The organism is Streptomyces sp. NPDC021093, assembly GCF_044333135.1.
Lineage (GTDB): Bacteria > Actinomycetota > Actinomycetes > Streptomycetales > Streptomycetaceae > Streptomyces.
Window position 1 is genome coordinate 451,052 of the sequence record NZ_JBIRQJ010000003.1, and the last position, 18,088, is coordinate 469,139.

General features: G+C 70.9%; 19 protein-coding genes. 11 read left to right on the plus strand and 8 right to left on the minus strand.

The window, feature by feature from the left end:
• Positions 1–59: 59 nt before the first annotated feature.
• From ACH4SP_RS10735 to ACH4SP_RS10750, 4 genes are all read right to left on the minus strand, one after another.
• Positions 60–1,034, minus strand: a complete 975-nt coding sequence (locus ACH4SP_RS10735; RefSeq protein ID WP_398412825.1) for a toll/interleukin-1 receptor domain-containing protein — start codon at positions 1,032–1,034, stop codon at positions 60–62.
• On the minus strand, positions 1,009–2,463 hold the full coding sequence (locus tag ACH4SP_RS10740) for a VWA domain-containing protein (RefSeq protein ID WP_398412827.1): 1,455 nt from the start codon (positions 2,461–2,463) through the stop codon (positions 1,009–1,011). Before ACH4SP_RS10740 ends, ACH4SP_RS10735 begins: the two co-directional genes overlap by 26 nt.
• Positions 2,464–2,917: 454 nt before the next feature.
• Positions 2,918–3,289 carry a TraR/DksA family transcriptional regulator gene (locus tag ACH4SP_RS10745; protein WP_398412829.1) on the minus strand — a complete coding sequence of 124 codons (372 nt, stop codon included), beginning with the start codon at positions 3,287–3,289 and terminating at the stop codon, positions 2,918–2,920.
• Between the two features lie 63 nt (positions 3,290–3,352).
• Complete coding sequence (locus ACH4SP_RS10750) at positions 3,353–3,682, minus strand: TraR/DksA C4-type zinc finger protein (protein ID WP_398412831.1); 330 nt, start codon at positions 3,680–3,682, stop codon at positions 3,353–3,355.
• Positions 3,683–4,028: 346 nt separating this feature from the next.
• Between ACH4SP_RS10750 and ACH4SP_RS10755 the strand changes: the two genes are divergently transcribed.
• From ACH4SP_RS10755 to ACH4SP_RS10770, 4 genes are all read left to right on the plus strand, one after another.
• Positions 4,029–4,988 carry a histidine kinase gene (locus ACH4SP_RS10755; protein ID WP_398412833.1) on the plus strand — a complete coding sequence of 320 codons (960 nt, stop codon included), beginning with the start codon at positions 4,029–4,031 and terminating at the stop codon, positions 4,986–4,988.
• Between the two features lie 2 nt (positions 4,989–4,990).
• Positions 4,991–5,701, plus strand: coding sequence for a response regulator (locus ACH4SP_RS10760; protein WP_398412835.1), 711 nt, complete (start codon positions 4,991–4,993; stop codon positions 5,699–5,701).
• Between the two features lie 895 nt (positions 5,702–6,596).
• Positions 6,597–8,915, plus strand: a complete 2,319-nt coding sequence (secD, locus tag ACH4SP_RS10765) for a protein translocase subunit SecD (RefSeq protein ID WP_398412837.1) — start codon at positions 6,597–6,599, stop codon at positions 8,913–8,915.
• Positions 8,916–9,268: 353 nt separating this feature from the next.
• Positions 9,269–10,009 (plus strand): SGNH/GDSL hydrolase family protein, encoded by a 741-nt coding sequence (locus ACH4SP_RS10770; RefSeq protein ID WP_398412839.1) that lies wholly within the window; start codon positions 9,269–9,271, stop codon positions 10,007–10,009.
• Positions 10,010–10,054: 45 nt separating this feature from the next.
• Here ACH4SP_RS10770 and ACH4SP_RS10775 read toward each other — a convergent pair whose 3' ends face one another.
• On the minus strand, positions 10,055–11,050 hold the full coding sequence (locus ACH4SP_RS10775; RefSeq protein WP_398412841.1) for an alpha/beta hydrolase family protein: 996 nt from the start codon (positions 11,048–11,050) through the stop codon (positions 10,055–10,057).
• A gap of 166 nt (positions 11,051–11,216) precedes the next feature.
• On the opposite strand from ACH4SP_RS10775, the gene ACH4SP_RS10780 reads away from it, so the two are divergent.
• Entirely contained in the window at positions 11,217–11,813 is a 597-nt protein-coding gene (locus ACH4SP_RS10780; protein WP_398412843.1) for a TetR/AcrR family transcriptional regulator, read from the plus strand.
• A 50-nt stretch (positions 11,814–11,863) separates the two neighbouring features.
• Positions 11,864–12,250: a hypothetical protein gene (locus ACH4SP_RS10785; RefSeq protein ID WP_398412845.1), complete on the plus strand. Its 387-nt coding sequence runs from the start codon at positions 11,864–11,866 to the stop codon at positions 12,248–12,250.
• 193 nt (positions 12,251–12,443) lie between these two features.
• Here the strand turns inward: ACH4SP_RS10785 and ACH4SP_RS10790 are convergent, their stop codons facing one another.
• On the minus strand, positions 12,444–13,157 hold the full coding sequence (locus ACH4SP_RS10790; RefSeq protein ID WP_398412847.1) for a TetR/AcrR family transcriptional regulator: 714 nt from the start codon (positions 13,155–13,157) through the stop codon (positions 12,444–12,446).
• Between the two features lie 131 nt (positions 13,158–13,288).
• Between ACH4SP_RS10790 and ACH4SP_RS10795 the strand changes: the two genes are divergently transcribed.
• Positions 13,289–13,681: a nuclear transport factor 2 family protein gene (locus ACH4SP_RS10795; protein WP_398412848.1), complete on the plus strand. Its 393-nt coding sequence runs from the start codon at positions 13,289–13,291 to the stop codon at positions 13,679–13,681.
• An 89-nt stretch (positions 13,682–13,770) separates the two neighbouring features.
• Positions 13,771–14,142 carry a nitroreductase/quinone reductase family protein gene (locus tag ACH4SP_RS10800; protein WP_398412852.1) on the plus strand — a complete coding sequence of 124 codons (372 nt, stop codon included), beginning with the start codon at positions 13,771–13,773 and terminating at the stop codon, positions 14,140–14,142.
• 15 nt (positions 14,143–14,157) lie between these two features.
• On the opposite strand, the gene ACH4SP_RS10805 is transcribed toward ACH4SP_RS10800, so the two are convergent.
• Together ACH4SP_RS10805 and ACH4SP_RS10810 are read right to left on the minus strand one after the other, a co-directional pair.
• A complete protein-coding gene (locus ACH4SP_RS10805; protein ID WP_398412854.1) occupies positions 14,158–15,267 on the minus strand; it encodes a sensor histidine kinase in 1,110 nt (369 codons plus the stop codon).
• On the minus strand, positions 15,260–15,955 hold the full coding sequence (locus ACH4SP_RS10810; RefSeq protein ID WP_398412856.1) for a response regulator transcription factor: 696 nt from the start codon (positions 15,953–15,955) through the stop codon (positions 15,260–15,262). The genes ACH4SP_RS10805 and ACH4SP_RS10810 overlap by 8 nt, the downstream gene beginning before the upstream one ends.
• 401 nt (positions 15,956–16,356) lie before the next feature.
• On the opposite strand from ACH4SP_RS10810, the gene ACH4SP_RS10815 reads away from it, so the two are divergent.
• The 3 genes from ACH4SP_RS10815 to ACH4SP_RS10825 all read left to right on the plus strand — a co-directional run bounded on the left by ACH4SP_RS10815 (position 16,357) and on the right by ACH4SP_RS10825 (position 18,060).
• Entirely contained in the window at positions 16,357–17,352 is a 996-nt protein-coding gene (locus tag ACH4SP_RS10815) for an endonuclease/exonuclease/phosphatase family protein (RefSeq protein WP_398413529.1), read from the plus strand.
• A 92-nt stretch (positions 17,353–17,444) separates the two neighbouring features.
• Positions 17,445–17,675, plus strand: coding sequence for a hypothetical protein (locus ACH4SP_RS10820; protein ID WP_398412858.1), 231 nt, complete (start codon positions 17,445–17,447; stop codon positions 17,673–17,675).
• Between the two features lie 73 nt (positions 17,676–17,748).
• Complete coding sequence (locus ACH4SP_RS10825) at positions 17,749–18,060, plus strand: trypco2 family protein (RefSeq protein WP_398412861.1); 312 nt, start codon at positions 17,749–17,751, stop codon at positions 18,058–18,060.
• Positions 18,061–18,088 lie beyond the last annotated feature (28 nt).

Here is an 18,088-nt window from a genome sequence, read left to right on the forward strand (position 1 = left end):
TCGCCGGGCGGCAGCCGGTCGCCGCTGTCGGCGTTCGTCCCACGGGACCGGACGCTCGGTCAGTTGCTCAGGAGGAAGTCGATGAACCTGTCGAACTCCACCTTGTTCGTACTGGAGACCCAGAGTTTGTCGCGGAACAACAGGGGGATGTCGTCCGTCACCGCCTCGGCCAGCAGCAGCGGGACCACGACCCTGGTCGAGTCCCCGCTCAGCTCGGCATTGAGGATGCCGCCGTACTCGGCCCTGGTCCAGCCTCGTTCGGAGATGTGGCTGCTCACGCACGGGATGACGTAGTGGCTGCCCCGGAGCCCTTCCTCGATCTTCTCCGAGACCCGGTCGCCGAAGGTGATCTGCTCCTTGTCCAGCCAGTAGCTGACGCCCCTGGCGGCCAGCGCCTCGGCAATGGCGGACACCTCTTTCGCCGTCTCCGACGCATGGCAGAGGAACACGTCGTACTGGAACATTTGCCCTTCCTTCCGTCGCGACCCCGCCGACACGAAAGGAATCCTGGTCCGTTCCACGGACCAGGAACGCGCCAGCACCCCCGCCGCGTAGAACTTGACCAGTCCCGCGTACCCGGGGAAGGGGATGTGGGCGCAGCTGGTCTCCAGCTCGTACGTCCGCTTTCCCGCCCGGATCTCGCCGCGCACCTGGTCGGAGTAGAACTCCAGGGAGAAGTGGTTGAATCCACGCTCAAGCCGGACCGGCTCCTGGAGCTGGGCGATCGGCGTCAGAACCCCTTCGAGGAACACGCCCAGCCTGGCGACGGTGGACTCGTCGGCCATGTCCTGAGGCGCCGTGTAGAACGCCAGGAACGTCCAGTCCTGGTCCGCCCGGCACACGAGACCGGCGCCCGTGGCGGCCGAGTCGGTCAGCCGGACGTCCGCGGAGACAGAACCGTTCAGGATCCTGCCCGGCGCGCGATCGACGGTGTACGACGCCTCGTAGGGGCCCATGCCGCTACCGATACCGGCGATCAGCGCGTCGCCGACCCGTGTCCACTCCCGGCTATCGGAAGAGTGCCAGTCGCTCACTGAGTCTCTCGCGCTTCTCTTCCAGGTCGCTCCGGTGTTCGGGGAGCCGACGGGCCAGCAGGTCGGCGACGGTGATGGCGTCCACCAACAGTGAGGTTTCGACCTCGATGTCCTCCTTGTGCACGTCCAGCCAACCGCCGCCCCGGCGTGCCTCTTCGTGCATGACGCTCTTGCGCCAGTCGTTGAGCAGCCCGGCCACCTCGGGCTCCTGGACGTAGGTCTCCACGAGTTCGTAGACGAGCATGGACGTCTCGTCCATGCGACGGTGCTTTTGAATGTCGCCGAGCTCGTCCCCCATGCGCGTCGCATCGAGCGAGTTCCCCATGGCCAGTACCTGGGCCTCGGTCCTGAGCATCCGTGCGATCTCGGCCTGGAGCATCTCCTTCATCCCGGCGAGGTCGCCGGAGGCCATGCCCGCGAGCATCTTCTCCTTCGTGCGCTCGGCCAGATAGCGGGAGACCACGCTGTTCACCAGGGCGTGCACGGGACTGGTCACCACCTCGGCCCGGGACGCCAGCGCGACGGTCTCCACGGTGGACACCATCTCGCGAGTGCCCTCGTAGAGCGTCGCCCCGATGGTGAACTCCGAACCGTCCACCTGCGCCGGGTCGATGCCCAGGCGCAGCGCGAAGCTGAAGGTGTCCTGACCCCGCAGCGGCCGCAGCGAGTAACAGCGGTTGACCTTCTGGAGCGAAGCCAACTCCTTGTTGATCGTCACTCCGGCCGGCAGGCTCAGCTCCACCCGCGGCCGATCGAGGACGATGGTGAGGGCGCTACGGAACTCCTCCTCAAGGATGTTGTCGATGCCCGAGTCTGATATGTACCAGAACCGGCCTCCCGAGGCCGTGGCGATCGCTTCCAGGAGATCCTCCTGGAAGTCGGCGCCGATCCCGATGGTCGAGGTGGTGATGCCCTCGTCCCGGGCCCGGGAGGCCACCGCGGCGAGAGCCGTCTTCTTGGTCTCGCCCGCGTTGGCCTGGCCGTCCGAGAGAAGGATCAGACGGCCGTAGTGACCGGCCGTCATATGGCTCTGCAGTTCCAGCAGTCCCTGGTACCAACCGAGGGAGAGATTGGTCATCCCGCCGGACTGGATGGCCCTGATCCGCTCCTCGACCTGATTCTTGGGAGTCTGCGGGTTGACCGCGACCTGGGCCATGTCGTCGAAAGTGACCACGGTGAACAGGTCGTCACCTTTGATCCGCCGGAAGATGTCCACGCAGCTGCGCTTGGCGGTTTCGAGTTTGTCCGCCGAATCCATGCTGGCGCTGCGGTCGATGACCAGGCAGAGATTCATCGCGCCGTCCGAGCGGTCGATGTTCTCGTCCGAGCGGCAGCGGACCTCGATGACCACATCGAATTCCGTCACCACGTCGCTGCGGGCCAGAGGCCGCTCAGGCAGGACGAGGATCTGAACGGGTAGATCGTCCATGTGTGTCCCCCTAGGTCTGACCAGACAACCACAATCCGGCTTCTTCGGGGAGATGTTGGGCGGTGGCAGTGAGCCGCTGGAGCGCGGCGCCCAGCGGCATTCGCCCCTTCCCTGCGGATGCTCCTGCCGGCCCCGGCTCCGCGATGCCGGAGGACGCTACGGCGGGCCGAGCGCCTGCGCGCGCGCCTGACCGTCGGGACCTGCGCCAACGTGCCCCGTTCCGAGCGGGGGGACTCGCTCGGGACAGCAGGGGACTCACTCGGAACAGAGGGGGACGCACTCGGGACACTGCTCCCGAGCGCCCGTGGATCTGGGCCTCGCCGTCCCGCTCAACGCCGGTCGGCCTCGGGTTTTCGCCCAGCCGTGGCTACGTACTCGTACGTAGCCGAAGGAGGCCGGGGGGAGGGAGGGGGTGCGGGAGCTTCGGTCGCGGAGGAGTCCGCCGAGGCAGTCGTCATCGGCCGGCCTCCCGCACCTGCTGGCACCGTGTGCAGTGGCGGGCCTGCGGCACGATCACCAGGTGCTCGCGGTCGACGGGCCTCCGGCACAGGTGGCAGGTGCCGTAGCGGCCTTCGGCGATGCGTTGCAACGCCGCCCGGACATCGGCGAGGACCATGCGGGCGGAGGCGGCGAGCTTGACGTGCACCTCGGCCTGGGCGGCGGAGCGGAGCGGGCACGCTCCCTGGGCACGGGGCGCCGCGGCGGCGATCTGCCGTAGCTGTTCCTGGCGGAAGAGGAGTTGTTCGCGCAGGTTCTCCCGCAGCGCGGCAAGGTCCTCGGGCGACAGGTGCGTGGCACGGTCGCGGATCATCTGGTGGTTCACCACTTCACCCCTTGTGAGCAGGGCAGGAGACGGACGGGACGGTCGGTCGCAGCCGGTGGCGGAGGGTCAGGCGGCGGCGCGGCGCTGGCAGGCGACGCAGTACCGCGTGTAGGGGAGGATCTCCAGGCGCTCCACGGGGACGGCCTTGGAGCAGTTCAGGCAGGCGCCGTAGGTGCCGTTCTCGATGCGGGCGAACGCCTCCTCGATCTCCTTGAGGACTCGTCCGATCGCCTCGGCCTGGGCGGACATCAGGTGGTCGTCCGCGCTCTGCCCGCTTGCTTCGAGGGCCTGCAGCTGGGCTTCGCGGGTGTGGTGGGCGTGTTCGAGGCGCTGGCGCGCGTCGGGGGCGGTCAGCCGTCCGGGGTGGGGGCCGGTCCGGGAGGTGTCCAGGGACATGTGCCGAGTCCTTTGTGAAGGGGAGAAGGGGGTGCGGGTGCGGGATGGGGTGCGGGACGGGTGCGGGGATGCGCACCAGTTGGTGACCCCGACTCTGCTCGTCTCCCGGTCGAAAACCCATCGGGCACGGGCCCCATTCGTGCGGGGCCGCAATAGCCACGGGGCGGAGACGGGTGAGCATCGGATGACCTGCGATATGGGTAGCAAAACCCATGGACCGTGCGGCAAATCCAAGGCAGAGTGGGCCGAGATCGGTTGCAATGAGAGGCTATGGCTCCGTCCCGGGGTGTGCGACGACCGACGGTAGAGCTCCACGAGGTCGGACCGCAGAAGGAGGAGTTTCCCGGTGTCGCTGTTCTGGCGGGTCTTCGGGCTCAACGCGCTGGTGCTGGGCGCCGCGACGGCGCTGCTGCTGTGGGCGCCGGTGACCGTCTCCGTACCGGTGCTGCTGACCGAGGCGGTCATCCTGGTGGGCGGTCTCGGCGTCATGCTGATCGCCAACGCAGCCCTGCTGCGCTGGGGCCTCGCTCCGCTGGGTCGGCTGACCCGGCTGATGGCCACCGTCGACCTGCTGCGCCCCGGACAGCGGCTGCCCGCGCCAGGTCCCGGCGGTGGCGGGGAAGTGACCGAGCTGATCCGTGAGTTCAACGCCATGCTCGACCGGCTGGAGCACGAACGGGCCACGTCCAGCGCGCGCGTACTGCTCGCCCAGGAGTCGGAACGCCGCCGCATCGCCCAGGAGCTGCACGACGAGGTCGGGCAGAGCATGACCGCGATCCTGCTGGTGCTCAAGCGGGCCGCCGACGCCGCCGACGAGCCGCTGCGCGAGGAGCTGCAGCAGGCCCAGGAGATCACCAGGGGCGGCCTGGACGAAGTCCGCCGCCTCGTACGCCGCCTGCGCCCGGGTGTCCTGGACGACCTGGGGCTGGTCAGCGCCCTGACCTCGCTCTCGCACAACTTCGCCACCCACACCGGGCTGCACGTGGTCCGCCACTTCGACGGCGACCTGCCCGCCCTGGACCAGCAGACGGAACTCGTGCTGTACCGGGTGGCCCAGGAGAGCCTGACGAACGCGGCCCGGCACGCGGAGGCGGGCCGCGTCGAGGTGAACCTGCGCCGGGCCGAAGAGGCCGTGGTGCTGGAGGTCGCCGACGACGGCCGCGGCATCGAGGCCGCCTGCGAGGGCGCCGGGATCCGCGGCATGCGCGAACGGGCCCTGCTCGCCGGGGCCGCGCTGGACCTGACCTCCACGCCCGGTACCGGCACCCGCGTCCGCCTCACCACCCCCGTCCCCAGGAAGTCCTGACCATGCCCGACCCGGCACAGCCCCCCGAACCCACCGCCGCCCCTGGGCCGTTCGCGGCCCCGTCGGCGCCGATCCGCATCCTGCTCGCCGACGACCACGCCCTCGTACGACGCGGCGTACGCCTGATCCTGGAGCAGGAAGCGGACCTGCGGGTCGTCGCCGAGGCCGGGGACGGCGCCGAGGCCGTCGAGGCGGCCCGCGGCCAGGACATCGACCTGGCCGTCCTGGACATCGCCATGCCGAGGCTGACCGGCCTGCAGGCCACCCGCGAACTGGCCGCGCTCAAGCCGGGCCTGCGCATCCTGATGCTCACCATGCACGACAACGAGCAGTACCTGTTCCAGGCGCTGAAGGCCGGGGCCTGCGGATACGTACTGAAATCCGTCGCCGACCGCGACCTGGTCGCCGCCTGCCGGGCCGCGATGCGCAACGAGCCGTTCCTCTACCCCGGTGCGGTCACCGCCCTGATCCGCAACTACCTGGACCGGGTCCGCCACGGCGAGGAGAACCCCGACCATCTCCTGACCCCGCGCGAGGAGGAGGTCCTCAAGCTGGTCGCCGAGGGCCACTCGTCCAAGGACATCGCGGAGTTGCTGTTCATCAGCGTCAAGACGGTGCACCGCCACCGGGCCAACCTGCTGCACAAGCTCGGCCTGCGCGACAGGTTGGAGCTGACCCGGTACGCGATCCGAGCCGGCCTGGTCGAACCCTGACCACTGTCACTCCTGCCCCTGCTCGCCGGGGGCTCCGGCACCCGACCACTCGACCACCCGGACCGGAAAGGGAACGGTGCATGCGCTCAATACCCAGCACCGTCCCGTCGGCACCACACGGCACCGCCCCGTCGGCCGGCCACCGGTTCGCCGCGTCGCTCGCCGTGCTCCTGGCCGTCCTGCTGGCGATGCTCCCGGCGGACACCGCGCACGCCGACACCGGTCCGATGCGGAGCGCAACCGCGCCGACGACCACGGGCACGGACCGCGCGCACACCGCCCCCCGCACGGACGCCCCACGCACCGACGAAGGCACACCCACGGGCCCCCGCGCCTGCGTTCCGAGCGAACCCACAGCCACCGACGCCCGCGCCTGCACCGCGAGTGAGCGCGCACCCGCTGACTGCCGCGCCGGCGCCCTGGGGGGAGGTACGGCCGCTGACACCCGCGCCGCGAGTGAACGTGCACCCGCAGAATTCCGCGCCTGCACTGCGAGCGAACGCGCCCCCACCGACTCCCGCGCGGGCACCGTGAGCGAACGCGCCCCTACCCACCCCCGCCCCGACCCCGAGCACACGCACACCGCCCCCCACGCGAACGACCCATCGGTCCCCGGCTGCTTGGCCCAGGTCAGGGTCCGGTGCGACCACCCTGTCGACCGTCCCTCCCTGCCGGACCGTCATCCCGCAAGCCTCCGCGGTACCGCCCTCGCCCCGTCCCACGGGACGTACGCCCCCACGCCCTGTGCGTGCCCGCCCGTCTCTCCCGGCAGGTCGGCCCACGACCGTGGCCGGGCGCCTCCCGCACCCACCGGTAGCTGACGCGTCACCACCCCTTCTTCTCTCCGCCGCGGTCGCGCACACCGCTGCCGCGGCATGCCTGCCGGAGGCTCCTGTTGAAACGCCGGAAACACTCGCTGCGCACGCGCGCACTGCTCGCCCTCGCCGTGATCGTCGGATCGTTGGCGATCGCTCTGACCGTGCCGGTCCGCCTCGGACTCGACCTGCGCGGCGGCACCCAGATCGTGCTGGAAACCCGCTCCACCCCCACCACCCACGCCGACCGCGAGGCCACCGACCGCACCGTCGAGGTGCTGCGCGGCCGCATCGACGCGCTCGGCGTCGCCGAACCCACCCTGGTCCGCTCCGGCGACCACCGCATCCTCCTCGAACTGCCCGGCGTACAGGACCCGAAGAAGGCCGCCGACGTCCTGGGCCGTACCGCCCAACTCACCGTTCACACGGTGCTCGGCGAGGCCAAGGGCTCCGAGGCCAAGGCAGCCGACGCCCCCGCAGCGAAGGGTGACGCGGCCGAGCAGCGCGTCCTGCCGGACGAGTCCGGGCGGCCGCTGCGGCTCAAGGCCGCGGATCTGACCGGACAGGACGTCAAGGGCGCGGACGCCAGGATCGACCAGCAGAACGGTGCCGGATGGCACGTCACCGTCGACTTCTCCGGCACCGGCCGTGACCGATGGACGCAGGTCACCGCCCAGGCCGCGTGCCATCCGGCCGGAGACCCGCAGCGCCGGGTCGCCATCGTCCTCGACGACAAGATCATCTCCTCGCCCCAGGTCGACCCCTCCGTGGCCTGCGGGGCGGGCATCCCGGGCGGCAGCACCCGGATCACCGGCTCCTTCGACGACACCGAGGCCCGTGAACTGGCCCTGCTCATCTCCGGCGGCGCCCTCCCCGTACCTGTGGAGACCATCGAACAGCGCACCATCGGCGCCACCCTCGGCGACGAGGCCATCACCGCGGCAGCGAAGGCCGCCGTCATCGGCACCGTCCTGACCGCACTGTTCGTCATCGCCGTCTACCGGCTCATGGGCCTGCTCGCGACCGTGGGTCTGGCCTGCTACGGCCTGATCTCCTACGCGGCACTGGCCGCGCTCGGTGCGACCCTGACCCTGCCCGGACTCGCCGGTTTCGTCCTTGCCATCGGCATGGCCGTGGACGCCAACGTCCTGGTCTTCGAACGCGCCCGCGAGGACCATGCCGCCCGCAGCCGCCCCAGTACCCGCTCGGCCCTGACCGCCGGATTCCGTGGCGCGCTGAGCGCCATCGCCGACTCCAACATCACCACACTGATCGCCGCCGGCCTGCTGTTCGCCTTCGCCTCGGGCCCGGTGCGCGGCTTCGGCGTCACCCTCGGCATCGGCGTCCTCGCCTCCATGATCAGCGCGCTGCTGATCACTCGGGTGCTCGCCGAGTACGCGGCGAACCGCCCCGCCGTCCACCGCAGCCCCCGCATCACCGGCATCGCGAGCACCGGATGGGTCCGCGACCGGCTGCTGCGCCGCGACCCCGCGCTGATGCGCCGTCCGCGCCGCTGGCTGGCCGTCTCCGCCGCGCTCCTCGTCATGGCGGTCTCCGGCATCCTCGTACGCGGCCTCGACTTCGGCATCGAGTTCACCGGCGGCAGGCTCGTCGAGTACGCCACCAGCACCCCCGTCGATCCGGACCGGGCACGTACCGCCCTCGCCGACGCCGGGTTCCCCCGCACGCTCGTTCAGTCGTCGGGCGACGCCCGGCTCACGGTCCGCTCCGAAAGGCTGACCGACATCGAGGCGGTCACCCTCACCGAGACCATCAGCGGGCTCGGTGGCGAAACGAAGAAGGTACGCGACGAACTGATCGGCCCCACCCTGGGCGAGGAGCTCCGCCGCAACGCCCTCATCGCCTTCGGCCTCGCCCTCGGCGCCCAACTGCTGTACCTCGCCGCCCGCTTCCGGCTGCGGTTCGCCACCGCTGCGGTCGGCGCACTCGCCCACGACGTGCTCATCCTCGTCGGCGTGTTCGCGTGGCTCGGCAAACCCGTCGACGGCATCTTCCTGGCCGCCCTGCTCACCGTCATCGGCTACTCGGTCAACGACTCCGTCGTCCTCTTCGACCGCATCCGCGAACTCCTCGCCAGGGACCGCCACATGCCGCTGGCGCGCCTGTCCGACCGAGCGATCCTGCAGACCCTGCCACGCACCGTCAACACCGGCATGGGCGCGGCGCTCATCCTCACCGCCCTCGCCGTCCTGGCCGACGACGCGCTCACCGACTTCGCCCTCGCCCTGCTCATCGGCCTGGCGGTGGGCACGTACTCCTCCGTCTTCACCGCGACCCCGCTCGCCATCGAACTGCACCCGCGCCGACGGACATCCGGACCGGAGAGGAGCGCCCGAGCGCGGACCGGCTCACCCACCCGCACCCATATGAATGAGTGAGCGATTGACCGGACAGCGATCAAGGGAAGTGGTGAGGAGCCGATTCCGCTTCCTGTCCCGAAGGGCAACGCCTTGCCAGGTCCTCCTCACATGTGGCCGCGTTCCCGCTCCCGGAGACGCACCGCCCCAGAGCTCCTCACGCTCCCTCCGACCGGTTCCCATCTGACGGTCCCCGGCACGGCTCCGGCGACGCCCCGCGTCTCCGGAGCCGTGCCGACGGGCTGGGGGCCAGGGGCCCAAGCCGAAGTCTCCGTCGCCCCTTTCGCTGTCCTGCCCCCAGCCCTGCCTCCAGTCCTGCCCAGCGCCCTTCTCCCTGCCCTTCTCCCTGCCCTTCTCCCCGTCAGGACCGCCCGATGATCCTCGACCGCCGTACGCTGCTCACCACCGCTGCCCTCACCGCCTCCGCCACGCTCCTCCCGGTCGCCGCGGGCGCGCCCGCCACGCCCGTGCCCACCCTGGTGGCCCCGGGCAGGCCGCTCCGATACGCGGTCCTCGGCGACAGCATCACCGGCCGTGGTAGCTTCGCCTCCCACGAAGCCAGGCCGTGGACCGCCCTGCTGCAGGCCAGGTTGGCGAGGACCTGGCAGATCACGCGCGTCAACGGCGCGACCTCCCGGGACAAGCAGGGCGTGACGTGCCTGGCGACCGTGGACACCGTCCCCTTCGGGTGCGACCTGGTCGTCGTCGGCCTCGGCTCCAACGACTGCCTCGCACAGCGGGACGGCAGATACGTCTACACGCCCGACGACACCTACGCCGCCGCCCGAACCCTGTTCACCGCGCTGGCCGCCGCCAACCCGGACGCGGTCGTCGTCAGTCTCGGTGTGTGGGGCGACAGCACCGTCCGGTGGACGAGGAGCGGCTCCGCGCACCCGGTCTCCAGGGTCGAGTGCTTCGACGAACTCATCGGCGAGTGCTGCGCGGAGAGCGGCGGCACCCTCATCCCCTGCTCCGATCTCTACAACCGCTCCGTCAACCGGCTGCCTGCGGGCCGCCGGGCATTCGGCGGCTACACCACGGACGGATACCACCCGAACGACACCGGGCACGAGGCGATCTACCAGCGGGTGGCGGGCTGGCTGGACCTGCCGTGACCCCACCGCGCCCCGCCCCGGTGCACGGCCAGGCCAACTGCCCCGCTACTTGAACTCGATTCGCCCCACCGGGTCGGGACCGGACAGCAGCGCCTCGCACGCGGTCTGCCACGCGGCCTGCCGCTCGGGGTCGCCGGGGTGGAGCCGGGCGCGGAGGTAGGCCGCGGTGAGCAGGGCGAGGGCCGCGACCCGCTCGGGGTTCTCGTCGGTGGTCTCGGCGGCGTCGTAACCGGCGATCCCGCCGAGTCCGTGCTCCGCGTCGAACAGGGTGAGGAGGGTCTTGGGGCCGGGGGCGAGGGCGTACGGGTCGGCGTGCCACGCCGGCCCCATGTCCGTGAAGTGCCGGGAGTCGTCCTTGTCGCCGGCGACGACGAGCGCGGGTGCGGTCATGGTGGAGAAGTCGACGGCCCCGATGATCGGCCACAGCTCGGCCATGGGCCCGTTGAGGACGTCGCCGCCCCTGCCGGGCGCGGCGAGCAGCACACCCGCCTTGATCCGGGGCTCGGCCACCCGCACCAGGTTCCCGGTGGCGGGGTCGGTGATCCCGGCACCCAGCAGGAGGGCGCCGGTGAAGCCGCCGAACGAGTGCCCGGCGAGGGCGACCTTGGTGTGGTCGATCCGTCCGGCGAGCTGCGGCACGGCGCTCTCGATCAGGTCGATCCGATCGAGGACGTGCGTCATGTCCTCGGCGCGGGAGCGCCAGAAGTCGGGTGCTCCGGGGGCGTCCGCGACCAGGTGGCTCAGGGTCCTGGAGGTGAGGTGGGTGGGCTGGACGACGACGAATCCGTGTGCCGCCCAGAAGTTGGCGAGCGGCGCGTAGCCGTTCAGCGAGGAGAGGTGGTGCGAGGGGCCGTGGCCGTGCGAGAGGAGGACGACCGGGAGGCCGGTTCCCGTCGCGGGTGCGGAGACGCGCACCTGGAGGTCCACGGGACGTCCGGGCACGGCGAGTACGACGGGGCTGAAGGACAGGACAGGGACGGGCGTGCCCAAGACGGTGGCGCTGGTGGATGTGGCAGCGGAGGTGGACGTGGATGTGCTCACGAGTGGGTTCCCCTTCGGTGGCACCTGCCGTGGGCCGGTCTCCGGGACCGGCGACGGACAGGACGGTCCGGAGCGCCCCGCTTCGGTTAACCTGAAACGGAACGTCGCTCCATTTAATATTCGGAGCGCTGCTCCGCTTTGTCAATCGGTAGTGAGGGAGAACGTGATGGTCGTCGAAGGCCCTGCCGGGGAGCCGCCGTCCCGAAGCAAGCGGGCCGACGCCCAGCGCAACCGGCAGACGGTGCTCACCGCCGCCGCCGAGGTGTTCGTCACCTCCGGCGTCGACGCGCCGATCCGTCAGATCGCGGCTCGGGCCGGCGTCGGGATGGCCACGATCTACCGCCACTTCCCGACCCGGGCGGACCTTGTCACTGCCGTCTACCGCCACCAGATCGAGGCATGCGCCGATGCCGGTCCGAACCTGCTGGCCGGTGCCGACTCCCCGCTCGACGCGCTGCGCCAGTGGATCGACCTCTTTGTCGACTTCCTGGTCACCAAGCACGGACTCGCCGACGCCCTGCAGTCCGACAGCGACCGATTCGCCGCGCTGCACGCCTACTTCCTCGACCGGCTGCTGCCCGTCTGCGCCCAACTGCTGGACGCCGCGGTCGAGGACGGCGGCATCAGGCCGGGCGTGCAGCCCTACGAGCTCATGCGCGGCATCGGCAACCTCTGCATCGGACGCGACAACGACCCCCGATACGACCCCCGACGTCTGATCGCCCTCCTCCTCCAGGGGCTTCAGCAACCTCAGGCGTCCTGATGCCGACGGGTGGAGGGTGTCGAGGAGGACATGTCGGAGAGGAGAGCGGAATGTCCGTGGTGACCCACCTGGTCACGCATGCCGATCTGGACGTCGGCGCTACGAGCGTTCGGCAGATGTCGGTGTCGGCACGGCTTGAGGCCGTACTCGCGGACGGCCGAAGCCTGGTCCTGCTCGACGATCGCGGCTGGACCTCCTCGGGCCCCGCGGGCCTGAGGGCGCTGATCGCGGTCGAGGACGTCGAGAGTACGGCCCGGACGGTGGTCGGGCCGGACGAACCCTTCGACGGCCGGACGCACGAAGAGATGGAGGCCGGTCACTGGAGCTTCCTGGCCGAAGTCCTCGGGCAGCAGGGCGTTGACGTGGCGGCGGAAGAGCTAGGGCGGCTGCCGCATGACGTCGTGCTCAGCGAACGCCTTCGCGCATGGCTGACCTGACGACCCGTCTGACCCACCGGGCGTGTGGCCAACCGCGCGTGTGAAGACGCACTAGGTGTCACTCGTTACGGGGGTGGCGGCGAGCGCGTCGACGGACGCTCGCCCGGGGCTTTCGTACTCCCGGCGGTTTGCCCAGCCCCGGAATGCCGCCGGAATGCCACCCTGGGCGTACCCCCGTTCATGCGGCGCTCTTTCAGGCGCCTTCGCGTTCGTCGGCCGGGCGTACTCGGTGGTCGGCGGCCGGGCGTGCTCCGTGGTCGGCGAGGCCGTGGGCGAGGAGGGCGAAGGCCTTCGCGCCGTACTCGCGGACCTCGGTGGCGAGCCGGTCGGGCGTCTCGTCGGCCAGGACGCTCCGGCGCACGTGGTCGATCAGTGCGCGGTGGACGCCCATCAGGGCGTTCGCGGTCACGTACGAGGTGACCTCGGCGTCCGGCGCGTCGGTCTCGGCGGCGAGCCGGGCGGCCAGCGCGGCCGTGGTGTCGGCGATCGCCCGCTGCTCGCGGGCCCGCAGCGCGGGGCTGTCGGCGACCATCCGGTTGACCGTCCGCAGCCGCGTGAGCGCGTCGTGGTCCCCGGCTCCGGCCTGGGCGAGCATCCCGGCCGGCTGGAGCAGGAACCGCCGTACGGCATCCAGGACCGACTCACCGGCGGCCCGGGAGTCGACGGCCTCGACGAGCCGTTCCCCGAACCCTTCGAGCCGGGAGTAGAGCAAGTCCTCTTTGCGCGGGAAGTAGTTGAAGACCGTGGCTTCGGAGACCCGGGCCTCCCGGGCGATCTCGGCGACCGGCACGGCGTCGAAACCCCGGTCGGCGAACAGCCGCCAGGCGGTGTCCGCGATCAGCGTCCGCGTCTCTTCCTTCTTCAGCTCGCGAAGGCCCCTCTTCGCCCCGTCGCCCGGAGGATTCATCCGCACCTCTGCTCCCTGGATCCCTGCTCGTTTCCGCCTCTCTTCGGACAAGAGGGGCGACAAATAGTTAGGGTGACCCTATGCTTAGGGTAACCCTAGCAAGGTCCGTGGATCTTCCTCAAGGAGGTCGCATGACCACGCAGTCCGACATCCTCGACCTGGTGGAACGCTGGGCCGCGGCGGAGCAGCACAACGATGCGAAGCTGCTCGACGGACTCCTCACCGACGACTTCACCGGCGTCGGCCCCGTGGGCTTCGTCATCTCGCGCGCGCAGTGGCTCGACCGTTTCGACAAGGGCCTGGAGAACCGCGCGTTCACCGTGGAGGAACCGCAGGTGCGCAGCTACGGCGACGCGGCGGTCGTGGTCGGCGTCCAGACGCAGAAGACGAGCGTGCGGGGGAGCGACAGCTCCGGCCGTTTCCGGGTCTCCCTGCTGGCCGTGCGGCCCGGTGACCACTGGCTGCTCGCCAACGTCCACATCGGTCCCCTCCAGTACCCGGGCGCCACCCGGACGTCCGTATGAGCACCGGGGAGGTTAGGGGCGAAGGGAGGGCGGCGCCCCGGATTCCGTACCTGCGTCCTCCGTGGGGAGCGCGGGTCGTCGGAAACCGGATGGCCAGGCTCTTCGCCCGGTCGGTACTGAGCACCCTGAGCGTCCGCGGCCGGAGGAGCGGCCGTTGGCGCAGCGTGCCGGTGGCCGTGCTCGACCACGGGGAGGAGCGCTACCTCATCGCGCCGCGCGGCAACACCGAATGGTCCCGCAACCTGCGTACCGCGGGGAGCGGACGGCTGGACCGCAGGGGCCGGGCGGAGGAGTTCGACGCGGTCGAAGTGCCGGTGGCCGAGCGGCCGCCGCTGATCGCGGTCTACCTCGAACGGTTCGGCCGGTTCCCCACCGTGGCCGAGACCTTCCGCCGACTCCCCGATCCCGCCGACCATCCCACCTTCCGGATCGTCGGGTCCCGCCCGTCCCCGTCCGCCTGACGCGGCGGCCGCGCATCAGTTCCCGGATGCTGCGCCGTCGACGTGCGGGAATGCCGCGGGCAGTTCCACGGTGACGCGGATCCCGCCGGAGGAGCGCGGGACGAGGGTGAGGGTCCCGTCGTGTGCCTGGGCGATGGTCTTGACGATGGCCAGGCCCAGACCGACGCCCGCGTGGGCGGAGTGGACGCGCTCGGTGCCGCGCAGGAAGGGTTCGGTGAGGGTCGAGACCAGTTGGGGGGTGAGCCGCTCCCCGGTGTTCTCGACGGTGAGCACCACCGTCCGGGGGCGGACGCCGGTGCGGACCCGTACGGTGCCGTGTTCCGGCAGGTTGTGGACGATCGCGTTCTGTACGAGGTTGGTGGTCAGCTGCAGCAGGAGCGCAGGCGATCCGAGCGCGGGGGCGATGTCGCCGCGGGTCTCGATGATGACGCCGTGGTCCTCCGCGAGGGGGAGGAGCGTTTCGGTGGCCTCTTCCGCCAGGAGGGACAGGTCGACGGGTTCCGGGGTGAAGGACCGCTGGCTGGTGCGGCTGAGCAGGAGCAGCGCCTCGGTGAGGTCGATGGCCCGGGTGTTGACGGCGCGGAGGCGGTCGACGAGTTCGCCGGTGTCGTGGTGCGGATCGGTGCGGGCCACGTCGAGCAGCGTCTTCGAGATGGCCAGCGGGGTGCGCAGCTCGTGAGAGGCGTTGGCCGCGAATCTCCGCTGTTCCGCGACGTGCGCTTCGAGCTGCGCGAGCATCATGTCGAAGGCGTCGGCGAGTTCGCGGAACTCGTCCTTGCGGCCCGGCAACCGGATCCGGTGGGACAGCGATCCGGCCGCGGCCGTGCGGGTGGCGTGTGTGATGCGGTCCAGAGGGGCGAGCATGCGGCCGGCGAGGATCCATCCTCCCAGGAGGCCGAAGACCAGGAGGAACGCCAGTACCGCGGCTGCCGTGGGGGCGAAATCGCGCACGAAGAGGGTGCCCGGAGTTACTCTCACCGCCCCCGTTTCGTTGGTCTGCCACCACCCCTGTCGCAGCAGGAACACCCCCACGGCGACGAGCAGGAAGGCACCGGCGAGCATGAGGAATCCGGCGTAGCTGAGGGTGAGCTTGAGGCGGACGCTCACCCCGGGCCGCCTATCCACGGTCTCCTCCCGCACTCCCGGCGCCGGATTCCGCGCCGATGCGGTAGCCGACGCCCGGCACGGTGGCGATGATCCAGGGCTCGCCGAGCCGCTTGCGCAGGGCCGAGACGGTGATGCGTACGGCATTGGTGAACGGGTCGGCGTTCTCGTCCCACGCCCGCTCCAGAAGATCTTCGGCGCTGACGACACCGCCTTCGGCGCTGACGAGGACTTCGAGCACGGCGAACTGCTTCCGGGTGAGCGCGACGTAGCGGCCGTCCCGGTAGACCTCGCGGCGGAACGCGTCCAGACGCAGACCCGCGATCTCTTGTACGGGCGGCCTGTTGTGCGCGCGCCTGCGGTCGAGCGCTCGGAGCCTGAGCACGAGTTCCTGCAGTTCGAAGGGTTTCGTGAGGTAGTCGTCGGCGCCGAGTCCGAACCCGGTGGCCTTGTCGTCGAGCCGGTCGGCCGCGGTGAGCATGAGGATCGGCATGCCGCTGCCCGAGGCGACGATGTGTGCGGCGATCTCGTCACCGGAGGGGCCGGGGATGTCCCGGTCGAGGACGGCGATGTCGTAGGCGTTGATGCCCAGCAGCTCCAGAGCAGTGTCGCCGTCCCCCGCGATGTCGGCCGCGATCGCCTCCAGACGCAGGCCGTTGCGGATGGCTTCTGCCATGAAGGGCTCGTCCTCGACGATCAGTACACGCATGCTCCGAGGCTACGAGCCGGCACATATCGTCCGCATACCGAAAACCGGCTACACGCCGGCAACACCGCGCTGCCTTGACTGGCGGCATGACGCGAACCCCACCAGACGAGGCCGCCCGCTGGGTGGCCACCGCGGCGACGTCTCCGCATGTGTCGGGCGACGCGGTCGACATCGGGTGCGGCGCCGCGACGGCGTGGCTGCCCGCGGACGTACACCGACCCGACCCAGGACCCGAGGACGCAGCAGTGACCGGCAGCACACAAGGACAGACGATGACGCAGCCGGAGACGGAGACGGAGACGGAGACGGAGGCGGCGGAGGCGGGCACGGCGGAGGCGGAGTCCGGCCAGGAGGAAGGCGCGGGCCGCCGCGACACCCGCTCGGGCACCCGGCGCGCGCGCATGCGCCGGGCACTGCGCAGCGTCTCCCGGCCGGGGCCCTGGAGGCGCGGCCTCGTTCTCGCTGCGCTTGCGCTCCTGCTGGGCCTGCTCATGCTGCTGCACGCGCAGATCACGGACCGCGGGGGCCTCGGCAGTCTGGTGGAGTCCTTGCTGCCGTGGTTCGGGCTGTTCGTCCCGGTGCTGCTGGCCGGGGCACTGCGGCGCCGCTCCGCATCAGCGGTGGTCGCGCTGCTGCTGCCGGTCGTCGTGTGGCTGAATCTCTTCGGCGGGCTGCTCGGCGACAAGTCCCGTCCGGGCGGCGACCTCACCGTGGTCAGCCACAACGTCGGCGCCGAGAATCCGGACCCGGCCGGCACCGCGCGCGACCTGGCCGCCTCCGGGGCGGACGTGCTGGCCCTGGAGGAGCTGACCGCGGAGGCCAGGGGCACGTACGAGAAAGAGCTGGCGAAGGCGTACCCGCACCACACGGTGCTGGGCACGGTCGGGCTGTGGAGCAGGCTGCCGCTGTCGGACACCCGGCCGGTCGACACCCAGCAGGACGTCGGGCCGCTCGGGGACAGCAAGCCGACCGAGGTCAAGCTGGCCCACAACCGGGCGCTGCGCACCACCGTGGCCACGGACCACGGGCCGCTGGCGGTGTACGTGACCCACCTGGGATCCGTACGCGTGCAGCCAGGGGAAGGCTTCTGGACGGACAGCCGGGACAGAAACGCGCAGGCGCTCGCCGCGGCCCTCGCCACCGAGCAGAACGAGCGGGTGGTGCTGCTCGGCGACCTGAACGGCACCACGGACGACCGCGCGTTCGCCGGTCTCACCTCGCGACTGCGCTCGGTCCAGGACACGGCAGGGGACGGCTTCGGCTTCAGCTGGCCGGCGAGGTTCCCGGTGGTACGGATCGACCAGATCCTGGTCCGCGGCGTGGCGCCGAAGAACTCGTGGTCGCTGCCGGCCACCGGAAGCGACCACCTGCCGGTGGCGGCCCGCGTCAGCTGGTGACCATCGCGCGAGGACGGCGGGGGCGACCGGCCGACGAAGCCGGCCCGGCGCTATCGTGACCGCGGGAGTCCTGCCGAGGCGCGGAGGTCCGGATGGCGAGGTTCAAGTGCCAGTGCGGTCACGGGCGTTACCAGCACGGCGTGCCGGACCGGTGGGGCCGGTGCGGGAAATGCGCGTGTGCGGCATACGTGTACGCGGCCCAGGCCGTCGCGCAGTCCCGTACCCGCGCCGACGAGCAACCGGAGGGGGACCGCGCACCGCACCCGCTCTGCCCGCTCGGAGACCCCGACTGCACCGGCTTCCACCCGACGATCGGCTGGTAGCCCGAACAGGGGGCGCAGGAGGCGGACTTGTAGGATCTGGTTCCGGCTACCAGGGGATGCGAGAGGAGAGCACGTGATTGAACTGTCGGACATGATCCGGGAGTTGAGGAATCAGTTGACGGCGGCCCTGACCGACGGCGCGGACGAGGCGGTGCGCTTCGAGCTCGGTCCTGTCGAGCTGGAGGCGACGGTCGCCATCAGCCGTGAGGGGGGAGCGGACGCCAAGGTGCGCCTCTGGGTCGTCGACGCCGGGGCGAACGGGAAGTACGCCCACGCCCAGACCCAGCGGATCACGGTCACGCTCATGCCGAAGGCCGAGGTGCCCGGCGGGGCCGGGACGCGGCCGCTCCTCATCGGCGGCGAGGAAGTCGAGGGCGAGCGGTGAGCGTGCCCGGATGCCGGATCTGAACGGC